Consider the following 21,577-nt stretch of genomic DNA (forward strand, 5'->3'; position numbering starts at 1 on the left):
TTTGCCTTGAGTAAATATCTTATTCCGGTGCTGCCCGCCGTGCTGATTGGTGGTTTATCTCTGTTGGGGGGACATGCATTTGCTGACGATGCATGTGCCGATATCACTACGAGCTCTCAGAGGGAAAGATGTTCTGTGAGTGCCAAGGTTGCTGCAGATAAGCAGTTGAATACCAGTTATCAAGAACTGATGGTTCGGCTCGAGGGTGGGTATCAAACTGATCCAGTTCTTGCGGCGAGCCAAAAGGCAACGGTTCAGGAGGCTCAGCGCGCCTGGATCAAACTGCGCGATACCGATTGCCAGGTCGATGCGTTGGAGACGGAACCGGGCTCTTCGGCGCATGTGGCAGCGGTGAACAATTGCATCGCCAGTATGAGTCGTGACCGTTCAGTGTTTTTGGACAATATCGCGTCCGATACCGGGAGTGGCCCGACAATTGGACGTGGCTCGTGCCCTACGCAAGACTTTGCACAGTTTCTTCCAGCATTCTCCGCTAATGCCGAATCGCAGAAGCGACTAACTGCGCAGGCCGTGAAGCTATTGGTGTTGAAGGGGACGTCGGATATAGGACGGATAGTGACTCACGTCACTGCAGTGGTGGGGCGCGAGATGGCGTTTCCCTTAATGGCTGCGGTGCCAGATGGGAAAGTCGAAGGAATAGAAGTCGAGAAGGTGGATGACCGCCACGTTAACGTTGTGGATAAACGCGCCGGCAACAGCAATATCAAGATTTTCAACTTTTCGCGGAAGTCCTGCTGGACGCTTGATGGGGTTGAGGACTGGTCGATTCCTGATAAAGAGCTTTCTGTAGCCAGTACGCGGAAAATGAGTCGTGCGGAGAATTTCTGTTGGCAGCGCGGACAAGGATTTGCTGGCTTGGGCGGCCTTGAGCAATACCGGCTGACAGGAGAACTTTTTGAGGCGACTTTGGAAAATTACCTGTGCGCGGCCGCTTCAGGCGATCCTATATCTAGTTCGGCTGCGGCCGGGCTAAGTCTGTCGGGTATGGCCCCGCAATTGGAATACGGCAAAGTTGAGGCTCTTTTCAAAGCAGCAGCCGTTGATTCACCGAGCGGTGCTGAGTCGTTGGCTGGCTTCTATTGTTTTGGCAATGAATTGGCCGGTTCAGGACCCTGCCAGCGTCCGCTGGACGTTGAAAAAGAGTTGATTCGTGCTACCACCATGGGATCAACGCATGCATTCGTTTCGTTAGGCGATTATTGGAAAAGCGGCGATCTAGGAAAGAAAGATACTCCTCGCGCCTTGGCCTGTTATCAGCTTGCTGCCGACAAAGGTAACGACTCGGGCATCAATGCGATTAAGCGACTTCAGTCCGAAGTGGCCGAACCGATAGTGGCCAGCAGCTGCTTTTAGCGCGGTTAAGTGAAAAAGGGCGTTTACAGCGCCCGACGCCTTTTCACCTCGATGTGATCAAACGCGTTCCGCCATCATGGCTAACGCGTTTTCATATGCGCTGAGCCAGAATCCGCAGCGCTTAAAGGTTTAATTCTTGAGCATCTGACGACCGCGATTTTCCTTTAAACTCCCCACCCCCAAGGAATGCGCTCAGGACACGGAATGCCAGCCCCCTCGACTTCGCTTCGCCCAGCATTCGTGCTCTGGCTATACGCCGCCGCAATCGTGCACATACTCGCCGGCCTCACCCTGACCTGGGCTGGTCATTCCGGTTTACTCGACGGCTATCTTGAAGTTCTCGAACTCGCGTTCTGGGGCGCCGACGCAGTACCCGCTGCCGGCCACGAACAACAAGTCTGGTGGCTCGCGCTGTTCGGCGCGACGCTGCAGAGTTATTCGCTGTACATGCTCGCGCTGGTGCATTTGGGCAATCGCTTGAAAACCCCGGCAGTGTGGGGCTGGTTGAGCGCCGGCATCCTGTTATGGGCGCCGCAGGACATGTGGCTCTCGGCGCAACAACAGGTCTGGTCGCACCTGTGGCTCGACGGTTTTGCGTTGCTGGTGTTGTTGCCTCCGTTGTTCTGGCTGTATCGGCATGACCGCCGGAAGGCTACTTCAGTAAAGGCACCGAGCCAATCCAGCCCGTTTGCCGGCGGCGCTTTCAAGCGTGTGCTGATCACTGGCGGTACCGGGTTCATCGGTCAAGCCTTGGTCAATCAATTACTCGACGCGGGCCATTCGGTCAGCGTTCTAACGCGCGATCCGTTGAACGCGGCCAATCTGTTCAACGGCCGCGTTCGCTGTGTGCATTCGCTCAGCGAACTCAGCCACGACGAAGCCTTCGACGTAGTGATCAATCTCGCCGGAGCACCCGTCGCCGGCCCACGCTGGACTCCCAAACGTCAGGCGCAATTGCTCGCCAGCCGAGTCGGCACCACCGAAGCGTTGATGACCTGGCTGAAGAACACCAAGCACAAACCCACGCTATGGATTCAAGCCTCGGCCATCGGCTTCTACGGCGTGCGCGATGCCAGCGAAAGCCTCGACGAACACGCCAGCAAGGGCGACGGTTTCATGGCCGAACTCTGTGCGCGCTGGGAAGCCGCCGCGCAACCGGCCACGGAGTTTGGCGTGCGTCAGGTGGTGCTGCGCCTTGGCGTGGTCTTCGGCCCCGGCGGTGCGTTGACGCCGTTGCTGCTGCCGTTCCGTCTGGGTTTCGGCGGGCGGATGGGTGACGGCCAGCAGATCATGAGCTGGGTGCATCGTGACGATGTGCTTCAGGTGATCGCGCGGGCTTTCAACGACGACACTCTGCGTGGCACCTACAACATGGTCGCGCCCGAAACGGTCAGTCAGGCAGCGTTCGCCGAGCAGGCCGGCAAGGTCCTCAAGCGTCCGGTATGGTTGCACATTCCCGCCGCGCCAGTGCGTGCAATGGCGGGGGAGATGGCGCAGCTGTTTTTCGATGGTCAGCGCGTGGTGCCGCAGCGTTTGACCGAGGCCGGCTACACATTCCGCTACCCAACCCTCGACGCCGCTCTGCGCGATCTGACCTGAGGATCGCTCATGAGCAAGCCGTTGATGTACCTGCTGGCCGGCAACGGCAGCGCTGCCGATTGGTGGGATGACGCACTGCCGCACTTTCAGCGCTACGACGTGGTGCCGCTGGAGTTGCCGGGCTTCGGCGCCAATCCGCTGCCACCCTGCGAGGATCTGGCGGACTACGCGCAGACCTTGTTGGCGATGACGCAGAAGGGCAGTGCGATCATGGCAGTCGGGGTCAATGCGTTGCTGGTGCTGCACGCGTTGCAGCGTCGGCCCGGGCACTTTTCGCGCAGTGTTCTGTTGGCGCCGGTTGGGGCATTTTTGTGGCAGCGTCGATTGCCGGCGCTGATGTCACCGCTGCCGATCCGCAAGACCATCCACTGGCTGCTGTCGAACAAACCCACGGTGTTCGCGCGCAAGTTTTCCACCCAGACCTGGACGCCCCCGCAGTACCTGCGCATGGGCGCCGGTTATGCGCGCTGCCGTGCGTTCGTGCCGCACTGGGATCTGATTCGCGCCGACACCGCGTTGCCACTGCTGGAGTGGATCACCGATCCGGTCGAGCTGGTTTGGGGCGATCAGGACGCGGTGCTCGGCATCGAGCAAGCGGCGGCGTGGTCGGCGATTCTTGCGCGCGCTGATCTGACCATCAGCCTCAAATCTGGTTGGGGTCATTACCCGTGGATCGACTCGCCTGCGCAGTTCGCGCAGTGGCTGGAGTCGGGCGAGCGCGGGTTTGTCGCGCACACCAAGGGTGGGCGTTTGCGCCTGGCTGAACTGGCCCGGCAAGCGGTACCGGCAGCGCTGACGCTCAACGATTGCACCGATCCGCGTCTGCCGGCATTTCTCGCTGCTCAACCTGATGTGACCTGGGCGGTGCGCTCCTCCAGTTATGGCGAGGATCAGGCCGATTCGGCGAATGCCGGTTTGAGCACGACCTATCTGCGCGAGCCGTCCGCCAATGTGCCGAAACGCATCGCCGAACTCACGGCCGAAGGTGTCGAGGAAGTGGTGGTACAGCGCTTCATCACCCCGGTAGTGTCCGGGATCGCTTTTGTGCGACATCTCTCGGTAGAACTGGAGTGGGTTGAAGGCCATCTCGAATCGCTGGCCGACGGTCACGTCAGCCCCGCGCGGGCAACGCTTTCACGACTCAGCGATGCCTGGCGCAGCGGCACGTTCACGCCATTCCACGGCTTGACCGAAGACCTGCTCTGGCGCTTTCTGCAAGAGGTGCTGCGCGTGTTCCACTACGTGCCCGGCGATGTCGAATGGGCCTGGGATGGCGCGCAATTGTGGTTGCTGCAATACCGGCCGATCAGCGACTACGGCTGGCGCCGGCACCTCACCGCCGCCAACATCGCCGAGATCCTGCCGCCGCAACCGAGCGTGTTGGTGGAATACGCCCAACGCCGAGCCGCCGCGAGTATTCCGGCGATCATGGCGCGTTGGGATGCGCGGGTGCTGCAGGACAACGAGCCGTTCACCGCGGTGTTCGGCGGCGCGTCCTACATCAACAATGATTTGTTCCTCGCAAGGCTGGCCGACTGGGGAATCAGCGCCGCTAACTACGCCGGTGAAGTCGGCGGTGCGACGCCGCATCTGCCGTGGCAACCGCTGAAGATGCTGCGTTCGTTGCCGCTGTTTTTGCTTATGCAACGCAAGGCTCGCGGTCATTTGCTGAATCTTGAAAACGGCTTGCAGCGCTTCGATCGGGAACTGGCCGAACTCGTCGCCCAAGCTGCCGATGGCCAACAACTCGCGGACTGGTTCACCCGGTTTTACGTGTTCGTGGTGCAAGGCAATCTGTGCATCGCTACAGCGCTGGCCAGCAGCGGCGGTGACTGGCTGGGCCGCCCGCCAACCGCTTACGACAACCTTGAAAACAGTCCGCATCGATTGCCTTGGGAAACCGATCCGGCCACCCCTCGACCCGCGTCGAGCGAACTGCCGCTACAGCCATTCCCGCAATGGCCAGGTCTGATCCGCCTCGCCCATTCGAGCGGCCTGCCGGGCTTGCGCGGCTACTACCTGCAAGTACGCGAGTGGTATCGCGACAACCTCATGCGAATCTTCTTTCGTCTGCACCACGCCATGCCGCTGGCGGATCGCGAACACTGGTTTGCGCCGCATCCCGACGTGCGCACCCGCGATGGCAGCTTCTGGCAGGACGGTCGCGAAGGTGCGGAACAGGCCACCGGGTTCATGATTTATCCGGGGCAGGTGCAAGGCATCCTCGGCGCCGACATTCTGCTCGAAGACACCCTCGATCCGGGGCGACATGCGCACTATCAAACAGCGCGGGCGGTGATTGCGCGAATGGGCGGGCGCTTGTCCCATGGCTCGACGTTGTTGCGCGAATTGCGCAAACCGTCGGCGGTGATGCCGCAGGTGGATTCGGCGTGGGTGGGGTGTGAGGTGTTGTATCGGGATGGTGAGTTGCAATTGATTAATTCGAAGGATACGAAGTGAAACGATTGCTGGTGTTATGTGTGAGCTGGTTCCCGATAGCGGTTATGGCGGCAAGTGTTTGCAATCAGGAAGCTGACTCAAAATATTTCTTATCGCAATGGTCGCAGAGCAGTGAACATCCGGAAGACATACTTTCCAGTCTCGATGGAAAAGAGTTTTCTATCGATCCGGGCCACGTGGTTTTTCGCGGCGATCTAAATGGCGATGGCATCGAAGACTTCATCTTCAATTCCCGCGTCGGTATTGGCTCATCAATGGATAGCACATTCGCCTTCCTGATCCAGTGCCGTGGTTATTTGAGGTATTCGGGCGGCGGTTACTTCGCCGGGGTCAAAGTTCTGGACGGCCCAGCCAAGGGGGGAGGTGAGTTCAAGGACATCGAGATCTACTCCTACATCAGGGATAAGCGCGGGCGGATTCGCTACAAGGGTGAAAAGGCCATGACCCGGCCACATCTGTGGCAATTCGACCCGCAGACACAGCGTTACGAAGGGCAGGCTGAGTAAGCCGACGGTCCCCACGGCATTTACGGAGTTATTACGTGAAAGGATTTTCGATTGTTCTCGGCAGCTTGATATTGGCTGCCGCGTCCATGGCATTCGCTGCCGATCCAACCTTCAAGGATTACGCCGTCACGCCAGTTTTCACCGGCTCTAACCATAAGCTGGTGCCGCAAGAAAACAGCAGCCCAATGATGGATCAGGCACGGGTGCAAGCCCTGAAAGGCAAGGTCAACTTCGCCGGCCATTACATCCTGCACAGGCTCGGCTGTGGCGGCAGCGCCATTTGCGGCGAAGTGCTGGACGCTCAGACCGGTGAAGTGGTTGGCGGTCTACCGAATGCTTACGACGGCAGCACCTTCGGTATGGTTTACCAGCCCGACAGCCGCTTGATCATCGTCTCCGGCATCACGCTCGACGGTGAAGAAGATGTACAGGGGAATGCGTTGGAAAGTGGTAACCGGGACCGTTACTACGAATTTGTGAACAACGAATTCCGGCTGCTGAGCATGACCGACGTGGAATCGTCGCCGATGGATGAGGAGTGAGTGGATGAACTGGTTTTTCATTCGGTCGGTGCTGATTGCGCTTTCGCTTTTATCTCATTCACTGCCCGCGACTGCCAGCGAAGGGAGTTGCTACGGCTACCTTACTGAGCTTGTCAGGAGCAGCGATTTTCCGTTTCGTTATGTCGGCAAGGACAAGGTCAATTTGCTGATCGACGAGGACGACGGTGAAGTAGTGCGCGCTCAGCTGTTTTTCGATACCGACGGCACCGGCACGATCGGCTGGATCAAATACACCCTGGCTACCCGTGTATTGCTCAATAGCTCGGCGGAGTTGGAGAAGCCGGTGGCATTGTCATTCGATGCCAAGTTTGCGGACGGCTATGCGAAGTGCTTGGCGGAACAACAGGCCGGCTAACGGCGAAAAGGATTTCTAAATGAATCAGCTTTTGTTCGCCGGGAGCCTGGCATGGTTGTTCTCTTCCCCAGCCTTCGCCACGCCGACGGATGCTTACACCCAACGCGATGTCATGCAGTGCGGCGGTGTTGAAGTGGTGTTGGTGTCGTCCTGCCGATCGGTGACGGTGGATGGTGCGCAAACCCACGTCATCCCGGTTTGCTCTGACCAAACCATCAACATCGGCGGCAAAGTGCTTCGTCGCGATATCAACAAAGTTTCACAACTCACTTCCGACGGTGCGAAGACGAACATGTTGAGCAATGTTGTTGTGGCGATGGATTGCGTGGAAGGCACCCATGGCAGCCTTGTTTCCATAGGCGGATATGGCGGTTGTGGTGCCTGCGCGGAGTGGCATGGGTATTACTCGACAGCAGGGCGATTGGAGCAATACAGCTTCGATAATAACCAACGCTCTTTTGGCTCGAAGGGATCTCGGGAAGAGCTGATCAAGGCCTATGGCGTTACGAAGAGACAGTTAATGTCAGAAAGCCCGGCGGTGAAGAGGATCGTCTATGGCCAGCCTTAAATGTGACGCACCTGAATCATCGTGAAACCATCAGCATTAACATTCGAAGATTGATCAACAGGGAAGTGAGTGGAATTGGCCAAGCTCTTAAGTTGTATGAGTGCGCTCGGATTCATGGTTGCCTTGTTGGCTCAGCAGGCATTAGCGAGTGACCCACAAACCATCGGTGAGCTGCATCCGCCTGTGGTTGCATCGCTCGGTGATCAAAAGATCACAGTGTTCTTTTTGAAGAACAACCTCAAAGGTCAGGTAAAGGAAGGACATGTTCCTTACGCTGAGATCTTCTACACCTCAATGAACGCCGTGAAGCCTTCGCTGAATTATGTGTGGAAGGTCGAAGGTGAGCAGATCGCCTCGGTGTTCTTCTTCGAGCGCAAATTTCCGGAGCAAGCGGGGAAGTCCATGTTTGTTCTGACAAAACAAAAAGTCTCGCACAGTCAATTCGAAGGTGATTCCTATTCGGTGCTGGAATTGCCTTTGGTGAAGGACGGCGATCAGTTGGCCTTGCGGTTTTTTAGCGGCGACCCACCAGATCCCGAGCTTGAGAACTGCCTCGACGGTCTAAATCTGGCGGATGATGTAAAGGTCGAATGTGCTTACAAGGATGCGACCAGCATTAAAAAGCGCTTGGCAGACTTGGATGCAAAGATAATTGCGGATTCAAAACTGCATCAGGACATCGGCCAGAATCCACTCAAAGCCGAGGTTGATACGTCCAATGTTGCTTGCCCTTCGACCGACTTTTCAGCGTTCCTCTCAGCTTTCTCCGAACGCGCAGATGTGCAAAAAGCCTTCGTACAACAACCGCTGAAAATGGTCACGACCGTGGCCGGCGATCCCGAACCCGAGATGGAAAAGCGCAGTCTCAGCGGCGATCAACTTAAGTTTCCTGTCATTCCGGATCAAGCAAAGCGAGAGGCCCAGGGCCTGACGTTGACCGTCAAGGAAGCGCGGGACAAAAAAGCGATCGCGATCCTGCAGAAGCCGGATACCGACTATGTCTTCGAATATCGGTTTGTTCGTGGGCAGTGTTGGCGGCTGGAAGAAGTGGCGGATTATTCGCTTTAGAAACGCCGGCGTTCATCGGCATAAGCGCATTCAACAGAACGGGTTCAGAGGGATTTGTGAAGAAGTTATTTTCAGTGCTGTTGTTGGTGTTGCCGTTGGCGGCCCACAGCGAAGTTTCTACACAGGTAAGGTGCTTCCACTCGCTGGAAGGCAAAAACATCAATTTTGAGTTCAGAACCTATTACGACGTGGTTGCCAAATGGAGCGGCGCAAGTGTCAGGTACAGCAAGTCGAAGAAAGCTATTGCTTTGGTTCATCACCGAACCGAAGAGTACGTCATGACGGAGAGCGGGCCCTACGAATTCACGACGACTTGGGTGGAAGTTTCAGACGGTGCAGTGACGGGGCAGTATGTCATTGCAACGCAAGGCGCTCGGGTGAACTCGATGCGCTACACGAATTACAAATCCGGCAAGCAGTATTCGTTCGACGAGGACTTCAGTATCGAAGCCTCTCCGGAGACGGGTTGTCAGTGGGGATGAAATCTTCAAGAAAGGGGACTTAACGTCCCCTTTTTTCATCCGCAAATCTCGCTACGGCTTGGCCGCCACGCTTCGCACTTCAATCTGGTCGAGCGTCCCTTCCACCATCAATCTCACGCCGTCCGCCATTCTGCTCAGGGCAAGCGCTACCGAGCGGCGGGAGCCGTGGAGGTCGTCGGCGAGGTCGCAGGCGATGACGCTGATGGACAGGAGGTCTTCGGAGGCGTTGGCCATGAGGGCTTCGGCGTCGGTGCCGGGGGAGAGTTTGAAGAGGCCGTTCTCGCGTTTGGGATGTGGTTCGACGGCTGGTTTGAAATGGTGGTCGAGGGCGCGCTCGGCGGCTTCGTGGAATTTCTTCGAATTGGGGGATTCGTAGGGCGAGATTGCTTCAGTGCTGAATGTTTCATCGGTCATCGGTGTAAATCCTGAGCAGTTAGTTGATCTCCCCGAGTTCGGACTTGCACATCCGGCCACCGATTTTGCGGCGACAAACAGAGCCTATCGATAGCCAGCCAACTCGCCTAGTTCATGGACAGCACCACACTTTGCAGGACATTTCCCATAGATTCGCGGGCCGGAAGATCAAAAGATCGCAGGCTTCGCCAGCTCCTACAGGGATGTGTTTCAACTGGTGTAGGACGTTGCCTGCGGAATCGTGACTTGGCGGTCATCGTGCAGGAATTGGTCTGCATCATCTTCCAACAGCGTCAGATACTGGCGTTATCGTCCGAATCCCTTACACTGCCCCGGCCGTTCATTTTCCTTTTGAGGCTGTGCGCATGAAATTTCGTTTTCTTCTGTGGATGATGGGTTTGTTGATGGGTAAGGCCAGCCGGACAAATCCTGCGTTCCAGCAGCAGTTGGGTGACAAGGATCTGGTGTTTCAGCTGCAGACGCTGGATGGGAAAGTGGCGCGGCATTTCGTGGTGAAGAATCAGCGCATCACCAGCAAGTCCGGAACCGTGGCAGAGCCGGCGTTCGCGATTGCGTTTAAAGATGCGGGTTATGGCTTTGCCACCATGCAGGCGAAGAACAAGCAGTTGGCGTTCATGCAGGGCATTCAGGACAAGTCGATCCAGCTCAAGGGCAACCCGGCGCTGGTGATGTGGTTTCAGGGTTTGATGAAATATTTGAAGCCGAGGAAGGCCAAGCCTAAGGCGTGAAGCGCCATTTTTTAGAACCCGGTGGGTAATTGGTTTGGCTCGGTAAGTCGCTCAATTGGCTCGTAGTACCACGAACACCTGTCAGAAGTGACAGGTGTTTTTGTTTGGATGTTGAGGCCTCATAGGGATCGTCCAGCAGTAAAGGGACTTATCCGGATTGGAGAGTTATCAACATGACCGTACAAGCAGGCGAACTTGATTCCACATTCGCCAATGACGGCAAACTCAATTGGGAGTTTCCTGAGTTTGTCAGCATTGCCCCGCAAGTGGTCCTTCCTCTGGCTGACGGTCGGCTGCTGGTCGTGGCAAATGAGTCAGGTGTGTTCCCTGGCTTCGTAGTCGCGCGGCTTACTGAAAAGGGGCAGCTTGATGTAGGCACCGGGTTTGGCGAGAACCAGCAAGGTTTTGCGCGGATTTTGACCGGGGAAAAGCTTTTATCAGGAAAGTTGGGCGCAAGCTTGCTGAGTAATGATGGCTTGCTGATTACGGTCGATTACATGATGGGGCCACCGAGTTATGAAAGTGGTTTCGTTGCCATCCAGTTGCTGCCGGACGGTCGGCTCAACGATAAGTTTGGTGAAGGCGGTGTGGTCACGTTCCCGTACGGTTCAATGCCCGTCACGCTAAGCGCAACGGCAAGGAATGCGCGCGCGCGCCAGAATGTCGCTCGGAATGTGAAGCCCGCTGTTCAGAGCAGCGCCAATTCTGGAGCGTCCGGTATCGAGTTGCCAGACGGCAAAATAGCGTTGGTCTTCTTTGGCTTTGATCATGTGGCACAGCAAACCAAAGGCTTGGTCATGCGACTCAATCCTGATGGTTCTTTTGACGACACCTTCAACAAGATCGGTTCAGCCACTGTCGAATTGGCTGAGTTGAGCCCGGCAGGTGATAACGCCGCCCGTGGAGTGGCTGTGCAAGCGGACGGTGGCTTGGTGGTGTATGGCGACTTTCATGATGAAGGCACCTTCGGTACCTATGCCGTGCGCTTCACAAAAGATGGAATGCGCGACGACAAGTTCAAGACAGCCATTGTGTCCTCTGATCGGCTGCCGATTTTTCGCGATATTGCCGTGAGGAAAAAGGACGGAATGATTGCGTTGATAGGAGGCCAGGCCGGTGACGGCTTCCTTGAGGGTGAAGGGGTGATTGTCGTACTCAGTGCGGATGGCTCACCTCACCCTATGTTCAACAATGGCCAACCGTTATGTACCAAAGTTGTGCCTGAGATTGGCCAAAATTGGTCGAGCTGCGCCTTTGGCGACTTGGATGAAAGCAAGTTGATTGTCGCCGGCACCAGTGGTGGAGGGTTTGCTACTGATGAGATGCACGCCGTCTGTGCACGTTATCGCCTTACCGGCGAGCTCGATTCGACGTTCAACGGTAGTGGGTGGGTAACTTTTGATCAGGCTGAGAAACTGGAAAATAGTTTGGATCTGCACGTCACTGCGCAAAATAAAATCGTCATCTGCGGTGAGTCTTGGAAAGACCGGTTGAGTCTTGCTACAAGCGGATGGATAGCACGCTTTATTGCCTGATCAATAAACAACGCTCTAATTGCCCGCTCTCACGAGTAAGAATGATCTCGTGAGAGCGGGTTTTTTATGCCTGACTGAACTGTGAGGCCAATTCCAATCAATCCATGCAGCGCACTGAATAACGGTGTGCTTGTCTTGCAAGGCCATTACTCAGGCTCGCAAAGACAGCCGAACTGTCATTTCTATCAGGTGTTTTGTGTACCGTCGCGATGCTCTACTCAAGTTCCAGTTCCGGCATTAAGGGACTTCACCGACTTGATGGAACAAGCTCATGACGCAGACGCACAGTATTTCGATCCCTGGGTCTCTCGATCCGACATTTGCTCAGGATGGCGTGCTGACCTTACCGATACCCGGCATCGCGGGCGACGAAGCGGCGGCGGTCCTGGCGCTCCCCGATTCAAAATTTCTCGTGGCGATACCCTTAACGGGAGCGAATGCCCCGGTTGCCATTGCGAGGCTGGATCACGACGGTTCTCTGGACGAGACCTTCGGTCCGGCGCGCAGAGGTTTCGTTGAAATAGCGTTGGAGGGTGCTCGGATCAGCTATGTCTCCGGTCTCGATGCGCTTGAGGATGATGGTTGGCTGATACACCTTCAGTATTTCTCGACTACCTCCGATGACGTCGGCCTCGCACTGGTCCGCCTGAAAAAAACCGGTGAACTGAACGAAACGTTTGGCACCAATGGCATGCTGTTTATTTCCCATTATGGCAACCCCGACCCCGCTAGCGTGCCGCGCAAGACCAGTCGCCCGACCGGCAGATCCTCTCAGACTGCGCACGCTTCATTACGGTCAACGGCTTCCCAGGTTGACGGCAAAACCGTCCTGCTCCATTTCGTGTTTTTTGATGATGCACCATTGCCAGTGGGAGTTGTGATACGTCTGCAAGCGGATGGCTCCCTCGATCGATCGTTCAACGGTTCGGGCTATGTGGTTGTGAATGTCGCCACATCGAATAACGTCTCCGGTATCGCCGTTCAAGCCGATGGCAAGGTGCTGGTCTGCGGTTCATACCTGGACGGATCGGGAGGCCGTGGGTTTTTTCTGGCGCGTCTGGACACAAGTGGCGCACTGGACAGGCAATTCAACAACGGCCTGCCGTTGTTGATTCCCAATGATGAAGGCGAGAATTTTCCGCAATCGATTTCGGTACGTGAAGGCGATGGCAGGATTATTGTCGCGGGCCGAGCCTTTCGCAGTGGCCTCCAAGGTGGGTTGATCGCTGCATTCACGACCAGCGGCGCGTCCAACCTTGTGTTCAATGGGGGCAAGCCGCTGTTTTCGCCGTTAATAAAAGGGTTGGCGTGGACGCATACCTCGCAGGTGGGGGGTTCGATCGTTGTTGTTGGTCAGGGTGAAACAGCCATGGTGACGGCGCGTTTCCTTGCTGATGGAAAACCGGATACGGCTTTCAACGGTACGGGTCATGCGTTGTTTGAAGACAGCGCAGGGGCTGCCTATGCGCGAGGTGTCGCCGGTATGACGGACGGCCGGATCGTGGTTTGCATTGAGCTCTCCGTCTACGCTGATCCTTCCAAAATCCCTGGCCGTATCGTGCGCTATCTGGCGGGCGTGCCGTCTTTAAATAACGATCCGACTTTTGGCGACGGTGGCGTCCTCAGGTTTCCGTTCCCCGGATTTTCGGGATATGACGTCAGGGCGCTGCTGGCGCTGCCGCAAAACAAATTGCTGGTTGCCGTCCGCCTTTCAACGCCCGGTGCGCCAACGCGGATCGCTCGTCTGCTTGAAGACGGTGCTCTCGACTCAGCCTTCGGTGGAGAAGACTCAGGCTACGTCGAGATCAGGCTGAAAGAAAATTTTTACATGAGCCGGATTCTCGGGTTCACACCGCTGAGTGATGGCGGCTGGCTGGTTCGTGCTCAGTACACGGACGAAGGCGCAAATAATTCGACGGGCCTGGTGCTGGTCAGACAACGCGATGACGGACAACTGCAGACGTCCTTTGGGGAACAAGGTGTGCTTTATCTTCCCTACGAGAAGATGGGCGGTGGCGGATATACCGGGGTGGCGCACGCGTCTGCCAGCGGAGCCGCAGAGGCTGGCGCAGCAGGGGTGGTCGCGCAACAACTGAACGAAAAAATCGTCGTGGTCAGTAATGTCATGGATGCTGCCGGACGGACAAAAGGCATCGCTCTGAGGTTCGAGCCGAATGGCTCTCCCGATATGACCTTCAACGGCACTGGCTTTGCGTTTGTAGAGCTTGCAGGTATTTCGTCTTCGGACACTGTTGCGCTAGCGGCCGCGACCCAGCCTGACGGCGCCGTGGTGATCTGCGGCACTTACCTCGCGGTCAGTGCGCAGGGTGCCTTCGTTACTCGTTTCGACGTTACGGGCAAGGTTGACACAGGCTTTGGAAGCAACGGAGCGGTGGTCGTACCCCACGATCAATGGATCAGCCTGGACGTTGCGGCAATCGTCGACGACAAAATCGTTGTGGCCGGCGGTGCGGTGGTGGAGGGTGTCCCTCAGGGCTTGATTGCGGTGCTCAATTTCAGCGGCTCCTACAACCGGGTGTTCAATGGTGGTCAGCCACTGTTTTCTTTACCTGTGTCCCAAGGCGTCAGATGGTTGCATTGTGTGCCGCGTACGGACGGTTCAGTCATCGTTTGCGGCGGCAGTGGCCCCGGCACGTTTGATGAGAGTCTCAGCGCGGTTACCGCACGCTTTTTGGCTGACGGTTCTCCGGACCCCTCTTTCTTTGATACGGGATTTACCGTTTTCAATGAAAGCGATGGTTTCGAATACCCTCATGGTATGGCCGTGATGGACGATGGTCGAATCGTAGTGGGCGGAGTGTTTTTCACGGACTCGGGGTATGAGAAAGGCTGGGTGATCCGTTACCTGGACAAGTCGGCTTAGGCCGCAGATTGGCACATCGCGGGCAAGCGTCGCTCCAACTGGAGATCGCTTGCCCGTTTTGCTTTCAACCCTGGCTGAACTGCGATGCCAGTTCGCGCAGCAGCACTTCAGCCTCAAGCACTTTGCTGACCACGTCATTGGCTTTGTCGCGAGTCAAACCCACGCGCTCCAGCAACGCATCCGGAATGTCTTCATCCGGCCCGGAGCCAATCCCGCGGCTGCGCAACAGGCGCACGGCCAGGCAGACGAGGTTCGGGTATTCGGCATAGGCGCCGTCGTAGCTTGGGTCGTGCTGGAAGCGCAGGGCGGTGGCCAGTTCATCGGGCATGTCCCAGTAGCGCATCAGCCACGAGCCGATCTGTTCACGGCTGATACCGAGCAGGTGTTGCTCGATGTAGCTGTGGCACAGGTGCGGGTTGACCTCCAGGTGGCGGCAGATCAGCGAGAAGTGCGGCGGGAAGACGTGGGCCAGCAGCAGATAACCGAAGTTGTGCAGCAGACCGGCCAGATAGGTCAGGCCGGCTTCCGGACGCTGGGCGCGCGGCATGGCGCGGGTCAGACCTTCGATGACGGCGGCGGTGTAGATCGACTGCTGCCAGTACGGCGTGGTGTGTTGCGGGTGGTCTTTGGGCAGGCTCAGGGTCTTGCCGAGGGCCAGGCCCAGCGCCAGGTTGATCACCAGATCGAAACCCAGCACGCGAACGATGGCGTCTTCCACCGAACGAATCTTGCCCGGCGAGGCGTAATACGGCGACGCCGCCCAGCTCACCACTTGCGCCGCCAGCGCCGGGTCGGTTTCGACCACGCCGGTGATGTCGTCGATGGTGGCATTGGGGTCGACGCGCAGCTTGATGATTTTTTGTGCAGTTTCGGCCAGCGGTGGAATCTCGATGGTCGCTTCCAGACGCTGCTGAATGCGCCGCGCGGTGAACGCCTGCACGGCCTGGGTGATTTCCTCGCGGTCATCGTCCGGGCGGTCGAGGTTCGGGCGGATGCTGCTCAGGGCTTCGCCAAAGTTGGCGGCGCTGGCCTTGGTCAGCATGCTCTTGAAGGCTTCGCTGGTGATTTCCAGCAGCAGGCCCGGCTCGCCGGAGTTGATCAGCAGCTTCGGTTCGCGCAGCAGGCTTTCTTCGTAAAGGCACGGCGAACTGGTCAGCGCCGGCAGGCCTGGCAGCAGGCTCAGGCTGTGTTTGCCGAGCATCTTTTCCAGGCGCTCGGTGGATACGGCGGTCAGGCGACGGCCCGTCAGTTCGGCGAGGCGATTGAGATCCAGCAACTGGCTCTGCGGAAACAGCACCATCAGCGCGCCGACGGCGTCGTCCAGCAACACGGCTTGTACCTTGCGCGAGGCATTGAGGCCGTGGTGGTCGAGCACTTCTTCGTAGGCGATACCCAGCTTGCCGAGCAGCAGCCGAATTACAGACGGCGCGTGCGGGAGTTCGGGGGCGAGAGCTGCGTCAGTCATGGTCTGTATCCGTTTTTGAAACAATGGCAGGAGTATAACCAGCTCTGTAGGAACGATCCTGCACAAACTGCGACGGTGCTCACACTTGGCCGTATTGCTGCCCGTGACGCAGCCAGCGGTCGAGCAATGGGCTGACGTGGGTCGGCCAGCGTTCCAGTAGCGCTTGCGCAGCGTCGCGTACGGCGGGCAGCAGGTCGGCGTCGCGCATCAGGTCGGCGACCTTGAATTGCAGCAGGCCGGTCTGGCGGGTGCCGAGCATTTCCCCGGGGCCACGCAGTTCGAGGTCTTTTTCGGCAATGACGAAACCGTCGTTGGTCTCGCGCATGATGCCCAGGCGCTGGCGACCGATCTGCGACAGCGGCGGATGGTAGAGCAGCACGCAATGGCTGACCGCGCTGCCCCGGCCGACGCGGCCGCGCAACTGGTGCAGTTGCGCGAGGCCCAGGCGTTCAGGGTTTTCGATGATCATCAGGCTGGCGTTGGGCACGTCGACGCCGACTTCGATCACTGTGGTGGCGACCAGTAGTTGCAGGTTGCCGGCCTTGAATTCGGCCATGACGGCGGCTTTTTCGGCAGGCTTCATGCGCCCGTGGATCAGCCCGACTTTCAGTTCGCCGAGGGCGAGGGTGAGGTCTTCAAACGTGGTTTCGGCGGCCTGACAGGTCAGCTCTTCCGACTCTTCAATCAGCGTGCACACCCAATAGGCCTGACGGCCTTCGGCGCAGGCACTGCGCACTCGTTCGATGACTTCGACGCGGCGGGTGTCGGTGACCAGCACGGTATTGACCGGGGTTCGACCCGGCGGCAGTTCATCGAGGATCGAGGTGTCGAGGTCGGCGTAGGCGCTCATCGCCAGTGTGCGTGGAATCGGCGTGGCGGTCATGATCAGTTGATGCGGGCACATGCGCCCGCCGACGCCTTTCTGCCGCAACGCCAGACGCTGCTGCACGCCGAAGCGGTGCTGCTCGTCGATGATCACCAGCGCGAGGTTCTTGAACTGCACTTCGTCCTGAAACAGCGCGTGGGTGCCGACCACCATTGGTGTGCCGCTGGCGATCTGCTCCAGCGCGGCGACACGGTTTTTGCCTTTGAGCTTGCCGGCCAGCCACGCGACATCAATGCCCAACGGTTCGAGCCAGCGCTTGAAGGTGATGAAGTGCTGTTCGGCGAGGATCTCGGTCGGCGCCATCAGCGCGACCTGATAACCGGCCTCCAGTGCTTGCAGCGCAGCGAGGGCGGCGACCACGGTTTTACCGGCGCCCACGTCGCCCTGAATCAGCCGCAGCATCGGTTCGTGCTGGCTGAGGTCGTAGGCGATTTCGTTGCCGACGCGCTGTTGCGCGCCGGTCGGATTGAAGCCGAGGTTGGCCAGGTATTTCGGCGGCAACTTGGTTGCTTTCGGCATCGCTGGCGCGCGTAGCGAACGCATGCTTTCGCGCAGACGCTGTTGCGACAGTTGATGGGTCAGAAGTTCTTCGAAGGCCAGACGATGCTGGGCCCAGTGATGACCGAGCGCGAGTTCGTCGACGTCGGCGTCAGCGGGCGGGTTGTGCAGGTAGCGGATCGCATCGGCCAACGGCGCCAGTTGATAGTCGCGCGCCAGTTCGGTCGGCAGCCAGTCGGGCAGGGTGTCTGGCTTGAGCATGGTCAGTGTCTGCATGCACAACTGACGCAGACGCGCCTGGGTCAGGCCTTCGGTGAGCGGGTAGACCGGGGTCAGGGTTTCATCCACTGGCGGCGGTTCGTCACCGGTGATGGCGCGGTATTCCGGGTGGTAGATCTCCAGGCCTGACGCGCCGGGCCGGGCTTCGCCGTAGCAGCGAACCCGTGTGCCGCGCTTGAGGCCTTCTTTCTGGGCGTTGCTGAAATGGTAGAAGCGCAGACTCAGACCGCCGGTGCCGTCCTGCAAGCGCACGACGAGGCTGCGGCGGCGGCCCATGACCACATCGGCACCGCTGACGGTGCCTTCGACCACGGCGTCCTGTCCCGGCCGAAGTGCGCCGATCGGCACCACGCGGGTGCGATCCTGATAACGCAGCGGCAGGTGAAACAGCACGTCTTGCAGATTCTCCAGGCCGACCTTGGCCAATTTCTCGGCCATGGCTTCGCCGACACCCTTGAGTGCCGTCACCGACACTTGCGACAGCTCCGTCATGACGCTCGCTTAACCGGCGGTGACCGGTGCTGCAGGTTTGGCAACCGAGCACAGGCGAATGGAATCGGCGAGGATCTCGATGGCTTTCGGCCGCGGGAAACTCGCGCGCCAGGCGATCGCCACGGTGCGGAACGGCACCGGCGGCGACAGTGGCCGCACTTCGATCACGCCTGGGGCGTAGTGATGGCTGTCGACGGCCGACAGCGGCAGGATCGAGATGCCCAGACCGGACGCGACCATGTGGCGGATGGTTTCCAGTGAGCTGGATTCGACCGTGGTGTGCTTGGCGCCGTCGTTGCCTTTGGTCAGGGTCGGGCAGGCTTCGAGAACTTGATCGCGGAAGCAGTGGCCTTCGCCTAGCAGCAGCAGGCTCTTGTCGTTGAGCAGGCCGGCGTCGATGGTTTCTTTTTGCGTCCACGGGTGCTGCGCCGGCATCAAGACGTAGAAGGGCTCGTCGTAGAGCGGCAGGGTCAGCACATCGGCTTCGTTGAACGGCAGGGCGATGATGATCGCGTCGAGCTCGCCGTTGCGCAGTTTGTCGCGCAGCACGTGGGTGAAGTTTTCTTCGATGTACAACGGCATCTGCGGGGCGACCCGGTGCAGTTGCGGAATCAGGTGCGGGAACAGGTACGGGCCGACGGTGTAGATCGCGCCGACTTTCAGCGGCGCGGTCAGCTGGTTCTTGCCGGCCTGGGCCAGTTCGCGGATGCCTTGCGCCTGCTCCAGGACTTTCTGCGCCTGGGCGACGATGCCTTCGCCGACCGGGGTCAGGCGCACGGCGCTTTTGCTGCGCTCGAAAATCAGCACACCGAGTTCGTCTTCAAGTTTCTTCACGCCCACCGACAAGGTCGGCTGGCTGACGTGGCAACGTTCGGCGGCGTGGCCGAAATGCTGCTCTTGGGCGAGGGTAACGATGTAGCGTAATTCTGTGAGGGTCATAGCAAGCGTCCATGAAGATGCGGGCCAAGCATACCGGCTGCAATCGATAGACGCACGTTATCAGACTGAGTGTGGAATGTGACACCGGGCAATGTGAGTTTGCCGTTGCCAGATATGCAAAAGGCACCTTTCGGTGCCTTTTTGGCTTGGCTCTCTCGGCTGGCGGAGAACCTTGTGGGAGCTGGCAAGCCAGCTCCCACAGGTATTGCGGTGTTGCTTAGCGGCGGCGCTCGAGTGAGTACACAAACGGCGCAACAATTTCGATCGAGCCGTTGTTGAGCATATCGGCCGGTGGCTTGGGCAGCGGCTGTGCGCGGCGGATCATTTCCAGGGTGGCCCGGTCCAGATCGGCGTTGCCGGAGCGGCCCACCAGTTCGAACGACAATACGTTACCTTCGGCATCCACAACAAAGCGCAGGCGGTTCAAGCCTTCCTTGCCGCGTGCCTGTGCACTTTGCGGGTACTTTTTGTACTTGGCCAAATGCGCGAGCAGGGTGCCTTGCCAACTGGCCTTGGCTGCCAACTGTGCCGGCGACGGGCCGGGCGCCGGTGCAGCGGATTTCTCCGTCGGCGCTGGAGTCGGTGGCGTGTCGGCCGGTTTCTCCTCGGAAGGTTTTTCCTTCGGCGGATCAGGCAGCTTCTTCTCGACCGGCTTCGGCGGTTTAGGCTTTGGCTTCGGTTTGGGTTTCTGCACCGCGATCTCAGCTTTCGGTGCTTCGGCCAGCTTCGGAATCGGCAATTCTTCAACCGGAGCCGGTGGTTGCGGCGGTGTGACGACTTTCGGCGGAGCAGGCGGTGGCGGGGCCGGAACCGGGGCCAGCTCGACCATCATTGCCTGCGGTGGCAATTCGATGGGCGGGCGGGCAGTCCAGTTCAGCGCCAGCGCGATGGCCAGCGCATGCACGCCCAGCACCACGGCCAGGCTACCGCTGTAACGCGTCAGCTTATGGCGCGTCGTGATCATTTCTTGGCTGCCGTCTCAAGTCCGACCAGACCGACCTTCAGGTAACCGGCGGAGCGCAGTTTGTCCATCACGCTCATCAGATCACCGTAGTCCACGCCTTTATCAGCCTGGAAGAAGATGGTGGTGTCTTTCTTGCCCTGGGTCTTGGCGTCGAGCACGGCGCCAAGGGTTTCGGCTTTTACTTCGTCGTCGCCGATGTACAGGCGCTGGTCAGCCTTGACGCTGAGGAACACCGGTTTCTCTGGCCGCGGTGCCGGTTTGGCGGTCGAGGCCGGCAGGTCGACTTTGATGTCCACGGTGGCCAATGGAGCGGCCACCATGAAGATGATCAACAGCACCAGCATCACGTCGATGAAGGGCGTGACGTTGATTTCGTGGTTCTCGGCCAGATCGTCGTCTGCGCCTTCTTTCAAATGCAGGCCCATGGCCGATTACCCCACTTTCACCATGTGCGGTTGCGAGCTGCGCTCAGGCTGGTGATCGAGGTCGCGGCTGACCAGCAGCAGAACTTCTGCCGAGGCATCGGAAACCTGCGCCTTGTAACCGGCGATGGAGCGGGCGAAGACGTTGTAGATCACCACGGCTGGAATCGCTGCAACCAGACCCAGTGCGGTGGCCAGCAGTGCTTCGGCGATACCGGGGGCCACAACGGCAAGGTTGGTGGTCTGGGTTTTGGCGATGCCGATGAAGGAGTTCATGATGCCCCACACGGTTCCGAACAGGCCCACGAACGGCGCGGTGGAACCGATGGTGGCGAGGACGCCGGTGCCGCTGCTCATGTTGCGACCGCAGGCTGCTACGAGGCGCTCGAGACGGAAGCTGACGCGCTCCTTGATGCCTTCTTTCTCGCGGCTGTTGACCGACAGGCGCATCTCTTCGAGCGCGTCGTGCACCAGCAGGTTGGCGAGGGTGCCTTCCTTCGCCGCCGTGGTGCTGGCTTCTTTAAGGGTGGTGGCTTTTTTCAGAGCAGCGATTTCGCCACGCAGGCGACGCTTGGCGCCCATCAGCTCGAAGCCTTTGGCAATCCAGATGGTCCAGGTGATGATGGACGCGATGGCCAGACCGATCATCACGATTTTCACAATGATGTCGGCGTTCTGGTACATGCCCCACGGCGACAGGTCGTGGGCCATGCCCAGGGAGTTGTCGGCTTCGAGGACTTCAGGGACGTCGGCAGCATCGACAGCCTGTACCGGATCGGTAGCGGCCGGGGCAGCCGGAGTGGCGGCCGGTGCGCTTTGCTCGGTGGCGGCTGGAGTGGCGGGTGCTTGAGCGTCGGCGAAAGCGGCGGTCGGTGCCAGCATCAGGCTGAGCAGCAGAGCCGCCACTGCGCTCCAGGCGCGAGGTCGATTGGTTGGCGAAGCGGGGATTTGATTGCGTGTCATGCTGGCCGGACCTGAGATAGAAAAACGTTGATGCTCTTCCAGGCCTCGTAAGGCCGAGAACAAAAGTGGCGTGCATTATTGCAAGTAATTCTTGTTAACAAAAGTAATAGAG

General features: G+C 58.6%; 19 protein-coding genes. 12 read left to right on the forward strand and 7 right to left on the reverse strand.

The features are described from left to right. Nucleotides 1–6 precede the first annotated feature (6 nt). The 9 genes from M9827_RS12360 to M9827_RS12400 all read left to right on the forward strand — a co-directional run bounded on the left by M9827_RS12360 (nucleotide 7) and on the right by M9827_RS12400 (nucleotide 8,975). Complete coding sequence (locus M9827_RS12360; protein WP_250605655.1) at nucleotides 7–1,374, forward strand: lysozyme inhibitor LprI family protein; 1,368 nt, start codon at nucleotides 7–9, stop codon at nucleotides 1,372–1,374. A 204-nt stretch (nucleotides 1,375–1,578) separates the two neighbouring features. Continuing rightward, nucleotides 1,579–2,973, forward strand: a complete 1,395-nt coding sequence (locus M9827_RS12365) for a TIGR01777 family oxidoreductase (protein WP_250605656.1) — start codon at nucleotides 1,579–1,581, stop codon at nucleotides 2,971–2,973. Nucleotides 2,974–2,982: 9 nt separating this feature from the next. Next, nucleotides 2,983–5,433 (forward strand): alpha/beta hydrolase, encoded by a 2,451-nt coding sequence (locus M9827_RS12370; protein ID WP_250605657.1) that lies wholly within the window; start codon nucleotides 2,983–2,985, stop codon nucleotides 5,431–5,433. Further along, nucleotides 5,430–5,939: a hypothetical protein gene (locus tag M9827_RS12375; protein WP_110718131.1), complete on the forward strand. Its 510-nt coding sequence runs from the start codon at nucleotides 5,430–5,432 to the stop codon at nucleotides 5,937–5,939. The genes M9827_RS12370 and M9827_RS12375 overlap by 4 nt, the downstream gene beginning before the upstream one ends. Before the next feature lie 86 nt (nucleotides 5,940–6,025). Then, nucleotides 6,026–6,481 carry a hypothetical protein gene (locus M9827_RS12380; protein ID WP_250605900.1) on the forward strand — a complete coding sequence of 152 codons (456 nt, stop codon included), beginning with the start codon at nucleotides 6,026–6,028 and terminating at the stop codon, nucleotides 6,479–6,481. A gap of 4 nt (nucleotides 6,482–6,485) precedes the next feature. Further along, complete coding sequence (locus M9827_RS12385) at nucleotides 6,486–6,857, forward strand: hypothetical protein (RefSeq protein ID WP_250605658.1); 372 nt, start codon at nucleotides 6,486–6,488, stop codon at nucleotides 6,855–6,857. A 19-nt stretch (nucleotides 6,858–6,876) separates the two neighbouring features. Beyond that, nucleotides 6,877–7,425: a hypothetical protein gene (locus M9827_RS12390; protein ID WP_250605659.1), complete on the forward strand. Its 549-nt coding sequence runs from the start codon at nucleotides 6,877–6,879 to the stop codon at nucleotides 7,423–7,425. A gap of 69 nt (nucleotides 7,426–7,494) precedes the next feature. Then, complete coding sequence (locus M9827_RS12395) at nucleotides 7,495–8,493, forward strand: hypothetical protein (RefSeq protein WP_250605660.1); 999 nt, start codon at nucleotides 7,495–7,497, stop codon at nucleotides 8,491–8,493. A gap of 56 nt (nucleotides 8,494–8,549) precedes the next feature. After that, nucleotides 8,550–8,975 carry a hypothetical protein gene (locus M9827_RS12400; protein ID WP_250605661.1) on the forward strand — a complete coding sequence of 142 codons (426 nt, stop codon included), beginning with the start codon at nucleotides 8,550–8,552 and terminating at the stop codon, nucleotides 8,973–8,975. A 51-nt stretch (nucleotides 8,976–9,026) separates the two neighbouring features. Here the strand turns inward: M9827_RS12400 and M9827_RS12405 are convergent, their stop codons facing one another. Continuing rightward, the gene (locus tag M9827_RS12405; RefSeq protein WP_250605662.1) at nucleotides 9,027–9,389 is read right to left on the reverse strand and encodes a DUF6124 family protein; all 363 of its coding nucleotides are present in this window, start codon (nucleotides 9,387–9,389) and stop codon (nucleotides 9,027–9,029) included. A 365-nt stretch (nucleotides 9,390–9,754) separates the two neighbouring features. Between M9827_RS12405 and M9827_RS12410 the strand changes: the two genes are divergently transcribed. From M9827_RS12410 to M9827_RS12420, 3 genes are all read left to right on the forward strand, one after another. Continuing rightward, nucleotides 9,755–10,138: an SCP2 sterol-binding domain-containing protein gene (locus tag M9827_RS12410; protein ID WP_250605663.1), complete on the forward strand. Its 384-nt coding sequence runs from the start codon at nucleotides 9,755–9,757 to the stop codon at nucleotides 10,136–10,138. Nucleotides 10,139–10,311: 173 nt separating this feature from the next. Then, nucleotides 10,312–11,673 (forward strand): NHL repeat-containing protein, encoded by a 1,362-nt coding sequence (locus tag M9827_RS12415; protein WP_250605664.1) that lies wholly within the window; start codon nucleotides 10,312–10,314, stop codon nucleotides 11,671–11,673. A 271-nt stretch (nucleotides 11,674–11,944) separates the two neighbouring features. Beyond that, nucleotides 11,945–14,557, forward strand: a complete 2,613-nt coding sequence (locus M9827_RS12420) for a hypothetical protein (protein ID WP_250605665.1) — start codon at nucleotides 11,945–11,947, stop codon at nucleotides 14,555–14,557. Nucleotides 14,558–14,621: 64 nt separating this feature from the next. Here M9827_RS12420 and M9827_RS12425 read toward each other — a convergent pair whose 3' ends face one another. The 6 genes from M9827_RS12425 to exbB form a co-directional block, all read right to left on the reverse strand. Next, entirely contained in the window at nucleotides 14,622–16,022 is a 1,401-nt protein-coding gene (locus M9827_RS12425; protein ID WP_250605666.1) for an aminoacyl-tRNA deacylase and HDOD domain-containing protein, read from the reverse strand. Nucleotides 16,023–16,101: 79 nt separating this feature from the next. Next, on the reverse strand, nucleotides 16,102–18,177 hold the full coding sequence (gene recG, locus M9827_RS12430; protein WP_250605667.1) for an ATP-dependent DNA helicase RecG: 2,076 nt from the start codon (nucleotides 18,175–18,177) through the stop codon (nucleotides 16,102–16,104). A gap of 9 nt (nucleotides 18,178–18,186) precedes the next feature. Continuing rightward, on the reverse strand, nucleotides 18,187–19,116 hold the full coding sequence (locus M9827_RS12435; RefSeq protein ID WP_007920331.1) for a hydrogen peroxide-inducible genes activator: 930 nt from the start codon (nucleotides 19,114–19,116) through the stop codon (nucleotides 18,187–18,189). A gap of 217 nt (nucleotides 19,117–19,333) precedes the next feature. Next, a complete protein-coding gene (locus tag M9827_RS12440; RefSeq protein WP_007920332.1) occupies nucleotides 19,334–20,080 on the reverse strand; it encodes an energy transducer TonB family protein in 747 nt (248 codons plus the stop codon). After that, nucleotides 20,077–20,505 carry a TonB system transport protein ExbD gene (gene exbD, locus M9827_RS12445; protein ID WP_007920333.1) on the reverse strand — a complete coding sequence of 143 codons (429 nt, stop codon included), beginning with the start codon at nucleotides 20,503–20,505 and terminating at the stop codon, nucleotides 20,077–20,079. Before exbD ends, M9827_RS12440 begins: the two co-directional genes overlap by 4 nt. A gap of 6 nt (nucleotides 20,506–20,511) precedes the next feature. Continuing rightward, nucleotides 20,512–21,465 (reverse strand): tonB-system energizer ExbB, encoded by a 954-nt coding sequence (exbB, locus tag M9827_RS12450; protein ID WP_123454657.1) that lies wholly within the window; start codon nucleotides 21,463–21,465, stop codon nucleotides 20,512–20,514. Nucleotides 21,466–21,577 lie beyond the last annotated feature (112 nt).

The organism is Pseudomonas sp. AKS31 (assembly GCF_023634765.1).
Classification (GTDB): domain Bacteria; phylum Pseudomonadota; class Gammaproteobacteria; order Pseudomonadales; family Pseudomonadaceae; genus Aquipseudomonas.